The following is a 15,303-nucleotide window of genomic DNA, read 5'->3' as shown; positions in this document are numbered from 1 at the left end:
TTGATTTCTGCTGTGCCGACCCCTTCGCGGGCAAGCCCGCTCCCACAGGGTTAGCATTCCAAGCCTCATGGGGAGCACTCCCGCACAACTGTAAGGGGCGAATTTCGGTCAATTATTTTGGCCATATCGATCCCCTTTTGGCCTTTTCTGCCGTTCTCTGATACGCCCCGCACCGCAAGACTGTTGTTCAACCGAATCAGCCTGCGGAGAACAAGAAAATGCTGACGATCTACTCGGATGATCACCACCTCCACCATGGCCGTTGCGAATTGATCGACGGGCAACTCAAGCCGTGTTTCGAAATGCCCTCGCGGGCAGACCATGTGCTGGCACGGGTGCAAAAGCAGAACCTGGGCCCTGTCGAAGCGCCGAAGGATTTCGGCCTCGACCCGATCGCCCGCATCCACAGCCGCGATTACCTCGATTTCTTCAAAGGTGCCTGGGCACGCTGGACCGCGTTCAAGACCGATGGCGACTTGCTGCCCTATACCTGGCCTGCCCGCACCCTGCGCCCGATCATCCCCACCAGCCTGCACGGCCAGCTCGGCTATTACAGCTTCGACGGCAGCGCGCCGATCACGGCCGGGACCTGGCAAGCGGCGTACAGCGCAGCGCAAGTGGCCCTCACTGCCCAGGCTGAAATCCAGCGCGGCGCCCGCAGTGCCTTCGCCCTGTGCCGTCCACCTGGTCATCATGCTGCCAGTGATCTGATGGGAGGTTATTGCTACCTGAACAACGCCGCCATCGCCGCTCAGGCCTTCCTCGATCAAGGCCACAAAAAGGTCGCAATCCTCGACGTCGACTACCACCACGGCAACGGCACCCAATCGATTTTCTATCAGCGCAGCGACGTGCTCTTCACTTCGATCCACGGGCATCCGGAAGCCGAGTTTCCGTTCTTCCTCGGCTATGAAGATGAGCTGGGCGAAGGCGCGGGAGAAGGTTTCAACTTCAACTACCCTTTACCCGCGGGCAGTGGCTGGGACAGCTGGAGTTCCGCCCTGGAGCAGGCCTGCAAGGAGATCGAAAAGTACGGTGCGGACATCATCGTCGTTTCCCTGGGCGTGGACACCTTCAAGGACGATCCGATTTCCCAGTTCAAGCTCGACAGCCCGGACTACCTGGCGATGGGCGAACGCATCGCACGCCTCGGCAAGCCGACATTGTTCGTGATGGAAGGCGGTTATGCGGTAGAGGAAATCGGCATCAATGCCGTGAACGTTCTCGAAGGCTTTGAAAGCGCTCAATGAGGAAACAGGAACCATGAACCGACTCAAGCGTTTTATCTCTCCTTCGCTCTTACCCGCAGCGTTGTGCGCCACGGTGCTCAGTGGCGCCGTTCATGCTGAAGAACGAACGTTGCGCGTCTACAACTGGTTCGACTACATCACGCCCAAGGCGCTTGAAGATTTCAAGACCCAGAACCCCCAGACCAAGCTGGTCTACGACATCTTCGACACCAACGAAGCACTGGAAGCCAAGTTGCTGACCGGCAACTCCGGCTACGATGTGGTGGTGCCGTCCAACGTGTTCCTCGCCAAACAGATTGAAGCCGGCGTGTTCCAGCCCCTGGACCGCAGCAAGCTGCCGAACTGGAACCACCTCGATCCCAAGCTGATGAAGCTGATCGAAGCCAACGACCCGGGCAATAAATTCGCCGTGCCCTACATGTACGGCACCATCCTGATCGGCTTCAACCCGGACAAGGTCAAGGCGGCCCTGGGCGACAACGCCCCGGTGGACAGCTGGGACCTGATCTTCAAGGAAGAAAACATCAGCAAGCTCAAGCAGTGTGGTGTGGCCCTGCTCGACTCGCCGTCGGAAATCCTCCCGCTGGCCCTGCAACATCTTGGACTGGACCCCAACAGCAAGAAGCCGGCGGACTACGCCAAGGCTGAAGCGCTGCTGATGAAGATTCGTCCGCACATCACCTACTTCCATTCGTCCAAGTACATGGCCGACATCGCCAACGGTGACATCTGCGTCGCCGTCGGTTACTCCGGCAGCTTCTCCCAGGCCGCCAACCGTGCCAAGGAAGCCAAGAATGGCGTAATTGTGGACATGCGCCTGCCCAAAGAAGGCGCACCGATCTGGTTCGACATGCTTGCCATCCCCAAAGGCGCGAAAAACCCGCAAGACGCCTACACCTTCATCAACTATCTGCTGCAACCCCAGGTGATTGCGCCGGTCAGCGATTTCGTCGGCTATCCGAACCCGAACAAGGACGCCACAGAGAGTGTCGATCCGGCGATCCGCAACAATCCCAACCTGTACCCGACCGAAACGGCGATGAGTACGCTGTACACCCTGCAACCGCTGCCCCGGGATGCCGAACGTGCGCGAACCCGGGCCTGGACCAAGATCAAATCAGGGACATAAGTCCTTGGAAACCTCCTGCTGCTGGCAGGAGGTTTGTTTTTCAAGTCAGGGACAAGTATTTCAAGTCACTGACCGTCGCCTCGATCGCTGCATTCAGGCATTTTTCGTGTGAATGTTTCATCTGTGCGGTAACCCGTTACCACCCTCCTTCAATCGCAGACCTCTACCTTCGATGCCATTTCCAGGATTGACGTGTTCGTCCTGATCCCTGCATCGAAGGAAAACAACCATGACAGACAACACCATCGACAGCGGCATAACCGAGCCACTGGTGGAAAAAAGCGACCTGGTCAATCAGACCAGCCACGGTCCCACACTGAGCGAGGTCGCCTCGCACTTGCTGCATCAAATGCTGAAAGAAAAATACACCGACCTGGATATCGACCCCGACAAAGCCGTCGTCGGCAGCCCGCAATGGCAAGTGATCGACGATGAGGTTGAGACCGGGTCGATCTATTACGAATCGCTGACCCATGCGGTGGTACGTCACGGTCTTTACGGAACGACTGTGAACTATATCGAAGGGGATCACTTCCTCACGCTTGAGCCGCAAGCCGATGACCCGGTCCAGCTCGCGGTGAGCATCGAGGAGATAGCCCTGACGCTCAACGAGGCGATCGCGGTGTTATTCATTGAATTTCAGGACCGTCAGCTGAGCTTCTGGAATCAGCAGGTGCATGAACTTCCCCGCTGGCAAAAGCTTTCCGACTCGCTGCGAAAAGCGCTCAATGTAAAACAGGTTAACGGCTGGAACGCAGAGGAGTGCGCCATGGCCCGGGAAGTCTTCGCCGACCCGGACAGAACGTCACGGAAAAACACCAATACCGACTTTTCGGCCATTCAGGCGTGCCTGATCGATATCGACGTCGTTGAAAATGAAATACCCAGGCATCTTCTGGTCGGCGGCGCACTGGTGATCAAGGCAACTTACCGCCAGCGCCAGCTCATCGTCATGTACACGATCGAGCGTGGCTACGAGTCGTTCGACTCGCTGGAGAAACTCGGAAGTACCCTACCTGAGCGGCTCGATCAGCGGCCGATAGGGGGGTCACTGGAGTGGCGATTATTCGAGCCCGATGGCAATGTTTTCGATCATATGGCCTGGGCATTGGTGTCATCGCAAATAGACAGCATCGATCAAATCAGACAGGCCGAGGCTTACACCGAAGTACCGGAGCCCGGGAAGGGGCTGGACACCCTCGATCAATCACGTTTCAAGCAACTGGACGCGGCAATCCCTGACTGGCTGCGCAATGCACCCGCCAACGACATGGATGATTACCGTCGTTACATTACCGCCCTCGGGAAACTGTACCGCAAGGCCAGGTACAGGATCGCCAGAACCGAAATACCCTCCATCAGTCAATTTGCTCACCAATCGATGCGTGACGCGATCATCACTGATAAAAGTGCAGTGGGTGCCGCGGCACTGCCGTGGGACGCCTTGGAAATCAAGGTGACCAACAGCTTTACCGTCGATAACTTCACCCTGCCCAACCCTCTTGATCAGCACACCGAAAACTTGGCCGGGTTCGCGCTGGAGAACGACGCACCGTATAGGGCGACACTATCATTCAACAATGGTGCGCAGATTCCTGACTGGCTGACGCCGCAATTCCTCACCCGCATAGCGGCCAACGTGGACGTCGGCAGTGCCTACCCGGCACTGATCAAGAAAACGCTGATCGATGACCCCGTCACATCCCAACGTCAGGAGCACTTCTATCGTGATCAACTACGCTGGCTGTTACCGCTCAAGGCATTGGAAGAGAAGATAAAACAAGAGTCGGGGGTTACCGAGCAAGGCTATCAATACATTTGCAATTGGATGAATACGGCCCCAGGCCCTGCCAATCCCATCGCTATCTATCCCCTGACGCTGAAGCCGCAACACCGTTTGATCAGCGCCAGCGACACCGTGACCAACATGTTCGTAATCAGCCCTCGGGATGATACCAGGGGGACCTGTCTGCTTTACCGGCCGATGCAAGATGTGCCGTTGATGCAGTTTCCCTCGCGGCAGAATCTGCTTTACGCCTTGCACCAGCCCGGAGAGCTGCGCGACTCGGTACTTGCCTGGCTTGAAACCAAAACGCTGAGCTTTGAATACTCCCAGTACGTTTTTCCGGTGGGATTGCCGTCTCCATGGTTGGCAGCTGAACAGCTGGTCAACCCTTTCATCAGGGCAGAGCAGTTCGGGCGAGTGGTACTGGAAACCCGGGAAATGACCGGGGACACCCACACCGCACTGTTCAGAAAAAATGCCCAGGCGCTGGTCACCCTTGCGGACCGCCAGTCCCAATCGAATGCCGAACGGCGCTGGACACTGCTCAAAGACAGCGGCTGGGCATTATTCAACGTCGCGAGCAACTTCCTCAGTGGCGCCGTCGGCACCGCTGTCTGGGCGTGGCAGGTTATCGAGCAAATTCAACAAGCCCTTGATGCCCATGAAAAAGGCGACAGCTTTAACCAGTGGCGATCCGAGGCGGATATCCTGTTATCCGTGGGCATTCTGCTCAGCCATCACGCGGTGATGCGGCGCAAGACGATATTGAGCAAGCCCGGTATCGCCCGCGAATCGCTGGCAGAGCATGAGGATCCAGCCCCTGCGACCATTGCTGTCACGCTGGACACGACCGTCCATTCAGGCGAACTCCCACCGACGCATGATTCTCAGGTGGCTGCACCCGGGTCAGTCCCCCGGCGCGCACCAGCGGAACTCAAGGCCTATCTGGACGCTTTCAACGTCACCCCGCCCGGCCTTGATACCGAGGATTCGAGCAAGGACAACGCCATTCCAAGGCATTTACATCATTTTGATCATAAAACCTATGCCAAAGTCGGCAAACGCTGGTTCAACGTCAGTGTCACCGTGGACGACCAGGTGCAAATAGTCGATCCCGATAACCCTACAAAATATGGGCCGTTGCTTGCCAGTGATCATGATGGACGGTGGGTGCTTGATCTGCGCTGGCGATTGAAAGGTGGTGGACCGAAACATCAACTTAAAACGTTACGAGATGCGAATCGAGATCGCAGAACGGCACTGAAAGAAGCACGAGACCTGTTTAAGGCAAAAAAAGCCAGACCGCAGGATCCGGACATTGAAGGCAGCGAAGAGCAGAAAAAGAACGCCGTCGCCAGGGCTCAGGCAGAATTTTCCGCGGCCACGCCACAGACCCGCGATCGATTGTCAGTCGTGTTCGTGGAAAAAACCGATGAGATGATCGCAGCTTATCGCCAAGCCCTGGAGCAACTGAGGGAATGGCATGCGCTGGGTGGTGGGTCGAGTTACATCTGCGAATCGTTGCGCATGCATACCGAGTTAGAGAAATATCTTTCGTTATGGTTCTTCGTAAAAAAAAGAGAGTACTTGCAGTTGACCCATGGTTTGCAGTCTGAGGTCACGATCGATGTAGCGTCACGGGACATCCATGTTAACCAAGTGCAGCGATTGACAGACGTGTGCCAGGTGATGGCCGAGAAACTTGCGCTTTCACGAGAAGAACTCGACATCATGGATGCGCTCGGGATGCCAGGAATCGAGCGAGCGATTGAACTCCGCAAGCTGGCGCCTGCTTTCACCGAATGGGAAATCAGAGCCAACGAAATCGGCATCTCCCAGGAACTTTGTCTGGAGGAACAGGCCAGCGCGACCATGACGCAGGCGCGTGGTGATGTCGGTGATCTGATCGTCAGAGGCGCCAAGGCTGCTCACCGGATTGCAAAGCTCCTGAAGAAAACTCCAGACGAACGCAGCCCACAACAGCAGGTTGAAGAGCTTAGTCAGTTAATCGAAACCTTTGCCGATGTCGATCAGCGGTTTCGGGAACTGCCAGAAATTTACCCAGGCCATTTTAAGCATACCCAACTTGGCCACCTGATTGGCCTCATTGACCAATTCGCGAAAAATGCTCAAAAGCTGCGCTCGTCCGTGTTGGAAAAAGCACAACCCACCAAGGTGAAAGAGCCTGCCGGGCCGTCGGGACGGTCAGCCCCCCGCCCCAAGGTCAAGGTTAAAAAGACCCGACCACGTCAACAGACCAGCAGTGAAACCCCACCCACTATCGAGGAGTCTCTTGGTGAACTCACTCTGAAAAATCCCGCAAGGCCATCTTTGGCGTCAGACGACGTCGACATCATCTCGAACGGTTTCAACCTGGTAGAGGACGCGCCTCGTTTTATCGAACAAACCCGAAAAGACGCCTTTCGACCTTCGCGTATCCCTGCGGACATGCAGGATTTATTCGACCAACAAGCCAGCAAACTTACGCAAAGCGCTGACAGCGTGAAGGAAGTTCTGGCTCGCACGAAGCAATATCCTGTGACCGGTTTACCTCGGGATTTGCTTACAGCAGCAAAGACTTTGCGCGAAGCGGGCAAAAGCGTGCGGGCCAGTCTCTACAAAATGAGGAAGCCGACTCAGGCCATCTTCAGATGGATGCATGAGAACGCTCAGATCGAATTGCGTCGGGACAAAGGCCGAATCCTCACCAGGCAACTGGGCGATTATTTTCAGGAATACCGGATTCTCGACAAGACCAATAAAGATCAGGAACTATGGGTAGCCCATTTCCATTACAAGACCTTGGAAAGCCCTCGGGACACACCCACCACCGCACACTTGAAAATTTCCGAGAGCTATTTGAAAACGCTTACGGATGAACAACGAAAAATACTCGTCACTGCCGAGCCCATTGATGGGGTGTTACGCAAGATCGAAGATCCGGATTTACGAAAGCTGTTTTTTGATCTGGAGCCTGCAGCCGAAAACTGATTGCAGCCCTGACGGGTGGTGCACGATTCAGGTGTGCCAGATCCTGTCCAGACGCCCGAGTGCTTCGATGATGTCGCCTTCGGGCACCGCCGCAAAACCTAGAACCAGTCCGGCGCGCTGGTCCTCCGGTTTTTGCGAGTCCGGTAACCAGTAGCTGCTCAGGGCATTGATCTCAACATCGACGCTGGCCGCTTTTTCGATCAACGCCTGTTCAAGGGCTGCAGACTCGACCGCGACCGTCAAGTGCAGCCCTGCCGCAACACTCGGCAGGCTACCGATACCGGGGATACCCTGAGGCCAACCGGACAGCAATGTGTTTCGTCGGCTCAGCGCCGCACGCCGCATACGCCGAATGTGTCGCTGGAAATGCCCGGCGGCCATGAACTCGGCCATCACCGCCTGAGTGCTGACCTCGGAATGCCGTACATCCACCGCACGACGTTGGGAGAACGCGTCCACCAATGCTGGCGGCAACACCAGATAACCCAGGCGCAATGCCGGGAAGGCAACTTTGCCGAAGGTCCCGACGTACAGCACCCGCCCCTGCCGATCGAGCGCCGCCAAGGGTGCCAATGGCGCCCCGCTGTAGCGGTATTCGCCATCGTAGTCGTCCTCGACAATCCAGCCTTGGGTGCGTTCAGCCCAGGCCAACAGTTCCAGGCGACGTGCCAGACTCATGACCACCCCGGTCGGGTACTGATGTGACGGCGTGACATAAGCCAGACGACAATCACCGAGTTCCGCCAGCTCGGTGCAGTCGATACCCTCACTGTCTACCGCTATCCCATGCAATCGCGCACCGGCCACTGCGAACGCATGGCCCGCCGCCCGATACCCCGGATTCTCGATCGCCACCCCGTCGTCCGGCTCCACCAGCAGCTGTGCACAAAGGCTGATCCCCTGCTGCGCGCCACTGGTGATCACTATTTGCTCAGCCGTGCACTGCATGCCCCGGGAGCTGCGCAAATACGCAGCAATCAGACCGCGCAAGCGCTGGTCCCCAGCCGGATCGCCATAACACAGCTGCTGCAAATCCGGTTTGCGCCAGAAAGCCGCATTCAGCTTGGCCCATACCTCAAACGGAAACAGATCAAAGGCCGGAACGCCGACCCGAAAAGCCCGGGGCGGACCACTCGGCGGCGTTGCCAAATGATTCCTTTCTACCCTTTGCAAGGCACCTCTGTGGATAACTTTGCTGGATAAATCCACAGGTAAATCCAGCCGATTTGTGGATAAGGATGTGGATAACCCTGTTGACAACCCTGTGGATATTTTTGTGGATAGTTTTTTCGCCGGCAGCATCGCTTGAGGCAGTTGCGCGACATAAGTGCCGTCGCCAACACGCCCTTCGATAAAGCCCTCGGCGTAGAGCTGATCATAGGCCCGGACCACGCTGTTGCGGGAAATCGCCAATGCCGCCGCCAGATCGCGACTGGCCGGTAATCGCGTGCCACTGGCCAACCTGCCGTCGAGCACGCGTACCCGTAACGCTTGATACAACTGACGGCTCAAGCCCTGACGGCGATCAAGTTCGATACCCGCAGGATTGAACGACAAGGATAGCGATTCGCTGGTCATGGTAATGGACCTATGAAATTGGTCATTAATGGCTCTTACAACAGACCAATAGCCTGCCTAGGATGAACACATTCGCCAAGGAAAATCTCCATGTACACGCCAAGCAACTTTGCCATCAACGATTTGCATGAATTGCAGCAGCAGATACTCGGCACCCGCCTTGCCGTGCTGGTTACCCATGGGGAGCAAGGTCTGCAGGCCAGTCATTTGCCACTGCTGCTTCGCCCCGACCAAGGCCCGAACGGCACCCTCTTTGGCCACTTCGCCCGGGCCAATCCGCAATGGCGGGAATTGCAGAATGGCGCTCAAGCGCTGGTGATTTTTGCCGGTGCCGATGCCTACGTCAGCCCGGGGTTTTACCCGAGCAAAGCCGAGCACGGCAAGGTCGTGCCGACCTGGAATTACGTGGCCGTGCATGCTTACGGCACGGCCGAGGTGTTCACCGACGCCATTCGCCTGCGTAACCTGGTCAGCGCTCTGACGGATCGTCATGAAGCAGGTCGCAACAATCCGTGGAAGGTCGCGGACGCGCCAGCGGACTACATTGACGGGATGCTCAAGGCCATCGTCGGTTTTGCCTTGCCGATCGAGCGCCTGGAAGGCAAGCGCAAACTCAGCCAGAACCGCAGCACCACCGACATCGCCGGCGTGCGCGAGGGGCTCGCCGCCAGCCCCGATGCGCATGACCTGGCCCTCGCCCATTTGATGCGTTAAGGAACGAACATGAGTCAGATCGAGATTCGCCAGGTCAGCGCCGATGACCATGCTGCCTGGTTGCCGTTGTGGCAGGCCTATCTGCGCTTCTATAACACCGAACTGCCCGAGGCTGTCACCCAAAGTACCTGGCAGCGCATGCTCGACCCTGGCGAACCGACCCACTCGGCGCTGGCCTGGGCCAGTGACGAAGCGGTAGGGATGGTGAACTTCATTTACCATCGTTCGAACTGGAGCATCGAAAATTCCTGCTACCTGCAAGACTTGCTGGTAACGCCGCAATCCCGCGGCACCGGCGTCGGCCGCAAGCTGATTGAGTACGTATACGCCACAGCCAGGGAGGACGGTTGCTGCAAGGTCCACTGGCTGACCCACGAAACCAACGCCACCGCGATCCAGCTTTACGAGCGCATCGCCGAACGGCCTGGTTTCATCCAGTTTCGCAAAGCCATTCAAGGTTCAAGGAGCACAGCATGACGACTTCACTCGCGGACTGGAAAGGCGTCCCGGCACCGACGGTTCAAACGATCGAAGGGCGCTTTATCCGCCTGGAAAAACTTGATCCGGCACGCCACGGCGACGGTTTGTGGAATGCCCTGGAAGGCCCGGGCGCCGATCCGAAGCTTTGGGACTATCTACCGTATGGGCCATTCCCGGAGCGCAGTGCTTTCGATGGCTGGCTGAACAATCATGCGGCCAACAGCGATCCCTACTTCTTCAGCGTAATCGACCGCGCCAGCGGCGAGGTGCAAGGCATCCTCAGCCTCATGTCGATCGTCCCGTCACAGGGCCGCATCGAGATCGGCCACGTGACTTTCGGTGCGCCGATGCAGCGTTCGCCAAAAAGCACCGAGGCGATTTATTTGCTGGCCCGGCACTCCTTTGATCTGGGGTACCGGCGCCTGGAGTGGAAATGCAATAACGGCAATGCCCGCTCCAAGTACGCAGCCGAACGGCTGGGATTCAGCTTTGAAGGGGTGTTCCGTCAGCACATGGTGGTCAAGGGGCAGAACCGGGATACCGCGTGGTATTCGATTCTGGACTCGGAATGGCCAGCGATTGGCGCGGGGTTCGAGCGGTGGCTGTCCGATGAGAACCAGACGGAATCGGGGCAGGTGAAAACGCTGGTGCAGTGCCGCCAGTAATCTTCAGCGCCCGGGCGGACGCCATCGCCGGCAAGCCGGCCTCGCTCCCACCCTGGATCGTTGTCGAACACAAATTACGTGTTCCATGAAGATCCATTGGGAGCGAGACCGGCTTGCCGGCGATTGACATCACGCCAGTTTCTGGGCGAGCACCGCAATATGCTCCGGCCCGATCCCGCAGCAACCGCCCAAATGGCTGGCCCCGCGCTGTTGCCAATCGGCCGCCCATTGCAGATAACCCGGAGGGTCGAGATCGTCGCGCAACGGGTCCAGACCGTCATTGGCCGTGGCCTCTTTCGGCTGCGGCGGGAAGGCATTGGCGTACGCGCCGATGTGAATCTTCACACCCAAGCGTTCAAAGGTTTCCCGCGCCGCATCGATCGCCGCACCAATCACTTCCGGCTGACTGCAATTGAACAGCAAGGTCTCGACGCCCAACTCGGCCGCCACTGCAGCAGCCTCGGCGACCGGTTCACCCGAGCGCAAACGCGCCACTTCGTCAATGTCTTCATCCTTCAGGGTAAACGACAGCCAGAACGGCTTGCCGTCCTTCGGCAGTCCGGCATGGATCGCCCGTGCCTCGACGATCGAGCTCTGGGTTTCGGCCAGCCACAGGTCGACGTGAGGCGCCAGGCCATCGACCAGAGGCGTCAACAGTTCAGTCACCCGCGCAGCATCGAACAGGTCCGGGCGATAGGAGCCGAACAACGGCGGCAATGAACCGGCCACGCGCACCGGTTTACCTGCCGCATCGACTGCACGACGGGCCAGTTCGCCGGCCAATGCCGCGAGCGCCTGGCCCTCAGCGGCAAAACGCTCTTCGCCAATATGGAACGGCACCACCGCATAACTGTTGCTGGTGATCACGTTCGCACCGCTTTCGATATAAGCTGCGTGCACCGCTTCCACCGCTTGCGGCGCTTCGCTTAGAGCCAGCGCGGACCACTCAGGCTGCCTGAACGGCGCCCCTCGGCGTTGCAGCTCACGACCCATGCCGCCATCCAGAATTACCGTGCTGCCTGCGCCCATATTCTTTTCACTCATAAGCTTATGAAAATAACTCACTATCAGACTCTTTCTTATAACTATTTAATACGCACCACCCGGTTAATAACAACCTCTTTTTTTCAGGGATCAACTGTGAAATTTCAACCACTGCTGGCCCTGGGCCTGACGATTTTGGCTGCCTCTACCCAAGCCTTTGCGGGCGCTACCCTGGATCGCATCGAGAAAAAGAAAGAACTGGTGGGCGTGTTGATGGAAAGCTATCCGCCCTTCTCGTTCCTCAACGATCAAAACCAGCTCGACGGTTTCGACGTCGATGTGGCCAAGGCCGTGGCGGACAAGCTGGGCGTCAGGCTGCGCCTCGAAACGCCGTCCTGGGATGTGATCGCCGCCGGTCGCTGGAGCGGGCGTTATGACATCTGCATCTGCTCCATGACCCCGAGCAAAGCCCGCGCTGAAGTCTTCGACTTCCCGGTCGAGTACTACGCCTCCCCTGCGGTGATTGTGGTCAACGCCAAGAACGACAGCATTCACAGCGCCAAGGACCTGAGCGGCAAAAAAGTCGGCCTCACCAGCGCCTCCAGCTATGAAAGCTACCTGAACAAAAACCTGGTGATCGAAGGCGCCGAATACACCCAATTACAGTACCCGTTCGAGAATGTGCAGATCGCCCCGTATGACACCGACAACGTCGCGTTCCAGGATTTGGGCCTGGGCGCTGGCGTACGTCTGGACGCGATTCTCACCAATCTGGTGACCGCGCAACCACGCCTGAATCAAGACCAGCGCTTCAAGCTCGCCGGTGAGCCGCTGTACTCGGAGCCGAACTCGGTGGCCATCGAAAAAGGCGACGCCCAGTGGGACGCCAAAGTACGTGATGTGTTTGCCCAGCTGAAACAGGACGGTACCTTGAGCAAGCTGTCGCAAAAATGGATCGGCGCCGACATCAGCAAATGACTTCTTTCCCCAAACCACCTCAGCCGCCGCAACCAGCGGCTGAGTCATTCCTGCAAAGGATTTTCGGATTCCGTACCCGGCTGTATCTGACCTGGGCGGCGATGTTCGGCTTGTTCGCGAGTTTCTTCCTGAGCTTCGACCTGAAGTTCTCGATCATCCTCGACAAACTGCCGAACCTGATCGGCCTGCAACTGGCGCCCAACGGCTTCCTGCAAGGCGCAGCGCTGACGTTGTTCTTGTGCCTGTGCTCGATCGTGGCGTCGTCGCTGCTGGGCTTCATTACCGCTTTGGCGCGGCTGTCGAAAAGCGCGGTGGCGTTCGGTATCGCGAGCTTCTATGCCTCGTTCTTTCGCGGCACACCGCTGCTGATTCAGATTCTGCTGATCTACCTCGGCCTGCCACAACTCGGTATCGTGCCCGGCGCCATTGCCGCCGGCATCATCGCTCTGTCGCTGAACTACGGCGCCTACTTGAGCGAAATTTTCCGCGCCGGCATCCTCGGCGTCCCCCATGGCCAACGCGAAGCGTCGCTGGCATTGGGCATGGGCAAAACCGTGATCTTCTGGCGCGTCACCCTGCCCCAGGCCATGCGCACCATCATCCCGCCCACCACCAACCAGTTCATCTCCATGCTCAAAGACTCATCACTGATTTCGGTGATGGGGGTTTGGGAGGTGATGTTCCTGGCGCAATCGTATGGGCGCTCGAGCTATCGCTATATCGAGATGCTCACGACGGCGGCGATTATTTATTGGCTGATGTCGATCGGGCTGGAGCTGATTCAGGCGCGGATGGAGCGGCATTATGGGAAGGCGTATTTGAGCCGTAGCTAGGTTAAAAGCCAACGGCTGCTCCTGCAGGGGCTGAGTCGAATAAATAAAAAAAGGGGAGCACATGCTCCCCCGAGGTCTAAAGCGTTGAATCGAGGCTGTTGAATCAGCCTTCGATCTCGATCAGGATTTCGCCCGGGTTCACCCGGTCGCCCTTGGCCACGTGGATGGCGGTGACTTTACCTGCGATGGCTGCCTGGACTTCGGTTTCCATCTTCATCGCTTCGGTGATCAGTACGGCCTGGCCGGCTTTGACCATGTCGCCTTCCTTGACCAGCACGTCGACGATATTGCCTGGCATGGTGGTGCTGACGTGGCCCGGTGCCGTGGCTTGCTTGCGCTTGCTGCTGCCGCCGCCGACGAACTCGTTAAGCGGTTCGAACACCACTTCTTCCGGCATGCCGTCGATGGACAGGTAGAAGTGACGCTTGCCTTCCGCCTTGACGCCGACACCGGTGATGTCGACGCGATAGGTTTCGCCGTGGACGTCGATGACGAACTCGGTCGGCACACCTTCGCCACCGGCGGAGGAAACGCCGCCCGCTTCCGGAATCGGCAGCAGAACTTCCGGCGTCAGGGTGCCGGCTGCACGTTCTTCGAGGAACTTGCGCCCGATGTCCGGGAACATGGCGTAGGTCAGCACGTCTTCTTCAGACTTGGCCACGGCGCCGATTTCGGCACGCAGCTTGGTCATTTCCGGCTTGAGCAGGTCAGCCGGACGGACGTCGATCACTTCTTCGCTGCCGATCGCCTGTCGACGCAGTTTTTCGTTCACGGTGCCCGGCGCCTTGCCATAGCCGCCTTGCAGGTAAAGCTTCACTTCGTTGGTGATGGTCTTGTAGCGCTCACCGGCCAGCACGTTGAAGAATGCCTGGGTGCCGACGATCTGCGAAGTCGGGGTCACCAGCGGCGGGAAGCCGAGGTCTTCGCGAACGCGCGGGATCTCCGCCAGCACTTCGCTCATGCGGTTCAAGGCGCCCTGCTCTTTCAACTGGTTGGCCAGGTTGGAGATCATCCCGCCCGGTACCTGGTTGACTTGCACGCGAGTATCGACGGCGGTGAACTCGCTTTCGAACTGATGGTACTTCTTGCGCACGGCATAGAAGTACAGGCCGATCTCTTGCAGCAGTTCCAGGTTCAGGCCGGTGTCGTACTCGCTGCCTTTAAGCGCCGCGACCATCGATTCGGTGCCTGGGTGGCTGGTGCCGGAGGCGAAGCTGGAGATCGCGGTGTCGATGTGGTCGGCACCGTTTTCGATGGCCTTGAGTTGGCACATCGCTGCCAGGCCAGCCGTGTCGTGGGAGTGAATGAACACGGGTAGCGACTGTTCGGCTTTCAGCGCCTTGACCAGCTCGCCAGTGGCGTACGGGGTCAGCAGGCCGGCCATGTCCTTGATGGCCACCGAGTCGCAACCCATGGCTTCCATTTGCCGTGCCTGGGCCACGAACGCGTCGATGGTGTGCACCGGGCTGGTGGTGTAGGCGATGGTGCCCTGGGCGTGTTTGCCGGCCGCTTTTACCGCTTCGATGGCGGTACGCAGGTTACGCACGTCGTTCATGGCGTCGAAGATGCGGAACACGTCGATGCCGTTGACCGCGGCCTTGGCGACGAAGGCCTTGACCACGTCGTCGCTGTAGTGGCGGTAGCCCAGCAGGTTCTGGCCACGCAGGAGCATCTGCAGGCGAGTGTTAGGCAACGCGGCACGCAGCTGGCGCAGGCGCTCCCACGGGTCTTCTTTCAGGAAGCGTACGCAGGCGTCGAAGGTCGCGCCACCCCAGCACTCAAGCGACCAGTAGCCGACTTTGTCGAGCTTGTCGCAGATCGGCAGCATGTCTTCGGTGCGCATGCGGGTGGCGAGCAGCGATTGGTGGGCGTCGCGCAGGATTGTGTCGGTAACGTGGATTTTCTTAGTCATTGG

General features: G+C 58.2%; 11 protein-coding genes. 8 read left to right on the top strand and 3 right to left on the bottom strand.

Going from position 1 to position 15,303, the window contains the following annotated elements; translation table 11 throughout:
* Positions 1-218 precede the first annotated feature (218 nt).
* From J2W17_RS13485 to J2W17_RS13475, 3 genes are all read left to right on the top strand, one after another.
* Positions 219-1,250 carry a histone deacetylase family protein gene (locus J2W17_RS13485; protein ID WP_307334603.1) on the top strand — a complete coding sequence of 344 codons (1,032 nt, stop codon included), beginning with the start codon at positions 219-221 and terminating at the stop codon, positions 1,248-1,250.
* Positions 1,251-1,263: 13 nt separating this feature from the next.
* Positions 1,264-2,379, top strand: coding sequence for a polyamine ABC transporter substrate-binding protein (locus J2W17_RS13480; protein WP_307334602.1), 1,116 nt, complete (start codon positions 1,264-1,266; stop codon positions 2,377-2,379).
* Positions 2,380-2,608: 229 nt separating this feature from the next.
* Positions 2,609-7,156, top strand: a complete 4,548-nt coding sequence (locus tag J2W17_RS13475; RefSeq protein ID WP_307334600.1) for a dermonecrotic toxin domain-containing protein — start codon at positions 2,609-2,611, stop codon at positions 7,154-7,156.
* A 27-nt stretch (positions 7,157-7,183) separates the two neighbouring features.
* On the opposite strand, the gene pdxR is transcribed toward J2W17_RS13475, so the two are convergent.
* The gene (gene pdxR / locus J2W17_RS13470) at positions 7,184-8,734 is read right to left on the bottom strand and encodes a MocR-like pyridoxine biosynthesis transcription factor PdxR (RefSeq protein WP_307334598.1); all 1,551 of its coding nucleotides are present in this window, start codon (positions 8,732-8,734) and stop codon (positions 7,184-7,186) included.
* 90 nt (positions 8,735-8,824) lie between these two features.
* Between pdxR and J2W17_RS13465 the strand changes: the two genes are divergently transcribed.
* The 3 genes from J2W17_RS13465 to J2W17_RS13455 are packed head-to-tail and all read left to right on the top strand — an operon-like array spanning position 8,825 to position 10,593.
* Entirely contained in the window at positions 8,825-9,448 is a 624-nt protein-coding gene (locus J2W17_RS13465; RefSeq protein WP_307334596.1) for an FMN-binding negative transcriptional regulator, read from the top strand.
* Between the two features lie 9 nt (positions 9,449-9,457).
* Complete coding sequence (locus tag J2W17_RS13460) at positions 9,458-9,925, top strand: GNAT family N-acetyltransferase (protein WP_307334595.1); 468 nt, start codon at positions 9,458-9,460, stop codon at positions 9,923-9,925.
* The gene (locus J2W17_RS13455; RefSeq protein WP_307334592.1) at positions 9,922-10,593 is read left to right on the top strand and encodes a GNAT family N-acetyltransferase; all 672 of its coding nucleotides are present in this window, start codon (positions 9,922-9,924) and stop codon (positions 10,591-10,593) included. Before J2W17_RS13460 ends, J2W17_RS13455 begins: the two co-directional genes overlap by 4 nt.
* 129 nt (positions 10,594-10,722) lie before the next feature.
* Here the strand turns inward: J2W17_RS13455 and J2W17_RS13450 are convergent, their stop codons facing one another.
* A complete protein-coding gene (locus J2W17_RS13450) occupies positions 10,723-11,622 on the bottom strand; it encodes a homocysteine S-methyltransferase family protein (RefSeq protein ID WP_307334949.1) in 900 nt (299 codons plus the stop codon).
* Between the two features lie 111 nt (positions 11,623-11,733).
* Here J2W17_RS13450 and J2W17_RS13445 point away from each other — a divergent pair, with 111 nt between their 5' ends.
* Both J2W17_RS13445 and J2W17_RS13440 read left to right on the top strand, forming a co-directional pair.
* A complete protein-coding gene (locus J2W17_RS13445) occupies positions 11,734-12,555 on the top strand; it encodes an ABC transporter substrate-binding protein (RefSeq protein ID WP_307334590.1) in 822 nt (273 codons plus the stop codon).
* Positions 12,552-13,388 (top strand): amino acid ABC transporter permease, encoded by an 837-nt coding sequence (locus J2W17_RS13440; RefSeq protein WP_307334588.1) that lies wholly within the window; start codon positions 12,552-12,554, stop codon positions 13,386-13,388. Before J2W17_RS13445 ends, J2W17_RS13440 begins: the two co-directional genes overlap by 4 nt.
* Before the next feature lie 103 nt (positions 13,389-13,491).
* Here the strand turns inward: J2W17_RS13440 and oadA are convergent, their stop codons facing one another.
* Complete coding sequence (oadA, locus tag J2W17_RS13435; protein WP_307334585.1) at positions 13,492-15,300, bottom strand: sodium-extruding oxaloacetate decarboxylase subunit alpha; 1,809 nt, start codon at positions 15,298-15,300, stop codon at positions 13,492-13,494.
* Positions 15,301-15,303 lie beyond the last annotated feature (3 nt).

It is taken from the genome of Pseudomonas lini (genome assembly GCF_030812475.1).
GTDB lineage: Bacteria > Pseudomonadota > Gammaproteobacteria > Pseudomonadales > Pseudomonadaceae > Aquipseudomonas > Aquipseudomonas lini_A.
Note: the sequence above shows the minus strand (reverse complement) of the source record. Positions and strands in the feature narration are given on the sequence as shown.

Bases quoted from the DNA above. Each gene is read 5' to 3' on its own strand.
- J2W17_RS13485 (WP_307334603.1), top strand. From the start codon at position 219: ATGCTGACGATCTACTCGGATGATCACCACCTCCACCATGGCCGTTGC.
- J2W17_RS13480 (WP_307334602.1), top strand. From the start codon at position 1,264: ATGAACCGACTCAAGCGTTTTATCTCTCCTTCGCTCTTACCCGCAGCG.
- J2W17_RS13475 (WP_307334600.1), top strand. From the start codon at position 2,609: ATGACAGACAACACCATCGACAGCGGCATAACCGAGCCACTGGTGGAA.
- pdxR (WP_307334598.1), bottom strand. From the start codon at position 8,734: ATGACCAGCGAATCGCTATCCTTGTCGTTCAATCCTGCGGGTATCGAA.
- J2W17_RS13465 (WP_307334596.1), top strand. From the start codon at position 8,825: ATGTACACGCCAAGCAACTTTGCCATCAACGATTTGCATGAATTGCAG.
- J2W17_RS13460 (WP_307334595.1), top strand. From the start codon at position 9,458: ATGAGTCAGATCGAGATTCGCCAGGTCAGCGCCGATGACCATGCTGCC.
- J2W17_RS13455 (WP_307334592.1), top strand. From the start codon at position 9,922: ATGACGACTTCACTCGCGGACTGGAAAGGCGTCCCGGCACCGACGGTT.
- J2W17_RS13450 (WP_307334949.1), bottom strand. From the start codon at position 11,622: ATGGGCGCAGGCAGCACGGTAATTCTGGATGGCGGCATGGGTCGTGAG.
- J2W17_RS13440 (WP_307334588.1), top strand. From the start codon at position 12,552: ATGACTTCTTTCCCCAAACCACCTCAGCCGCCGCAACCAGCGGCTGAG.
- oadA (WP_307334585.1), bottom strand. From the start codon at position 15,300: ATGACTAAGAAAATCCACGTTACCGACACAATCCTGCGCGACGCCCAC.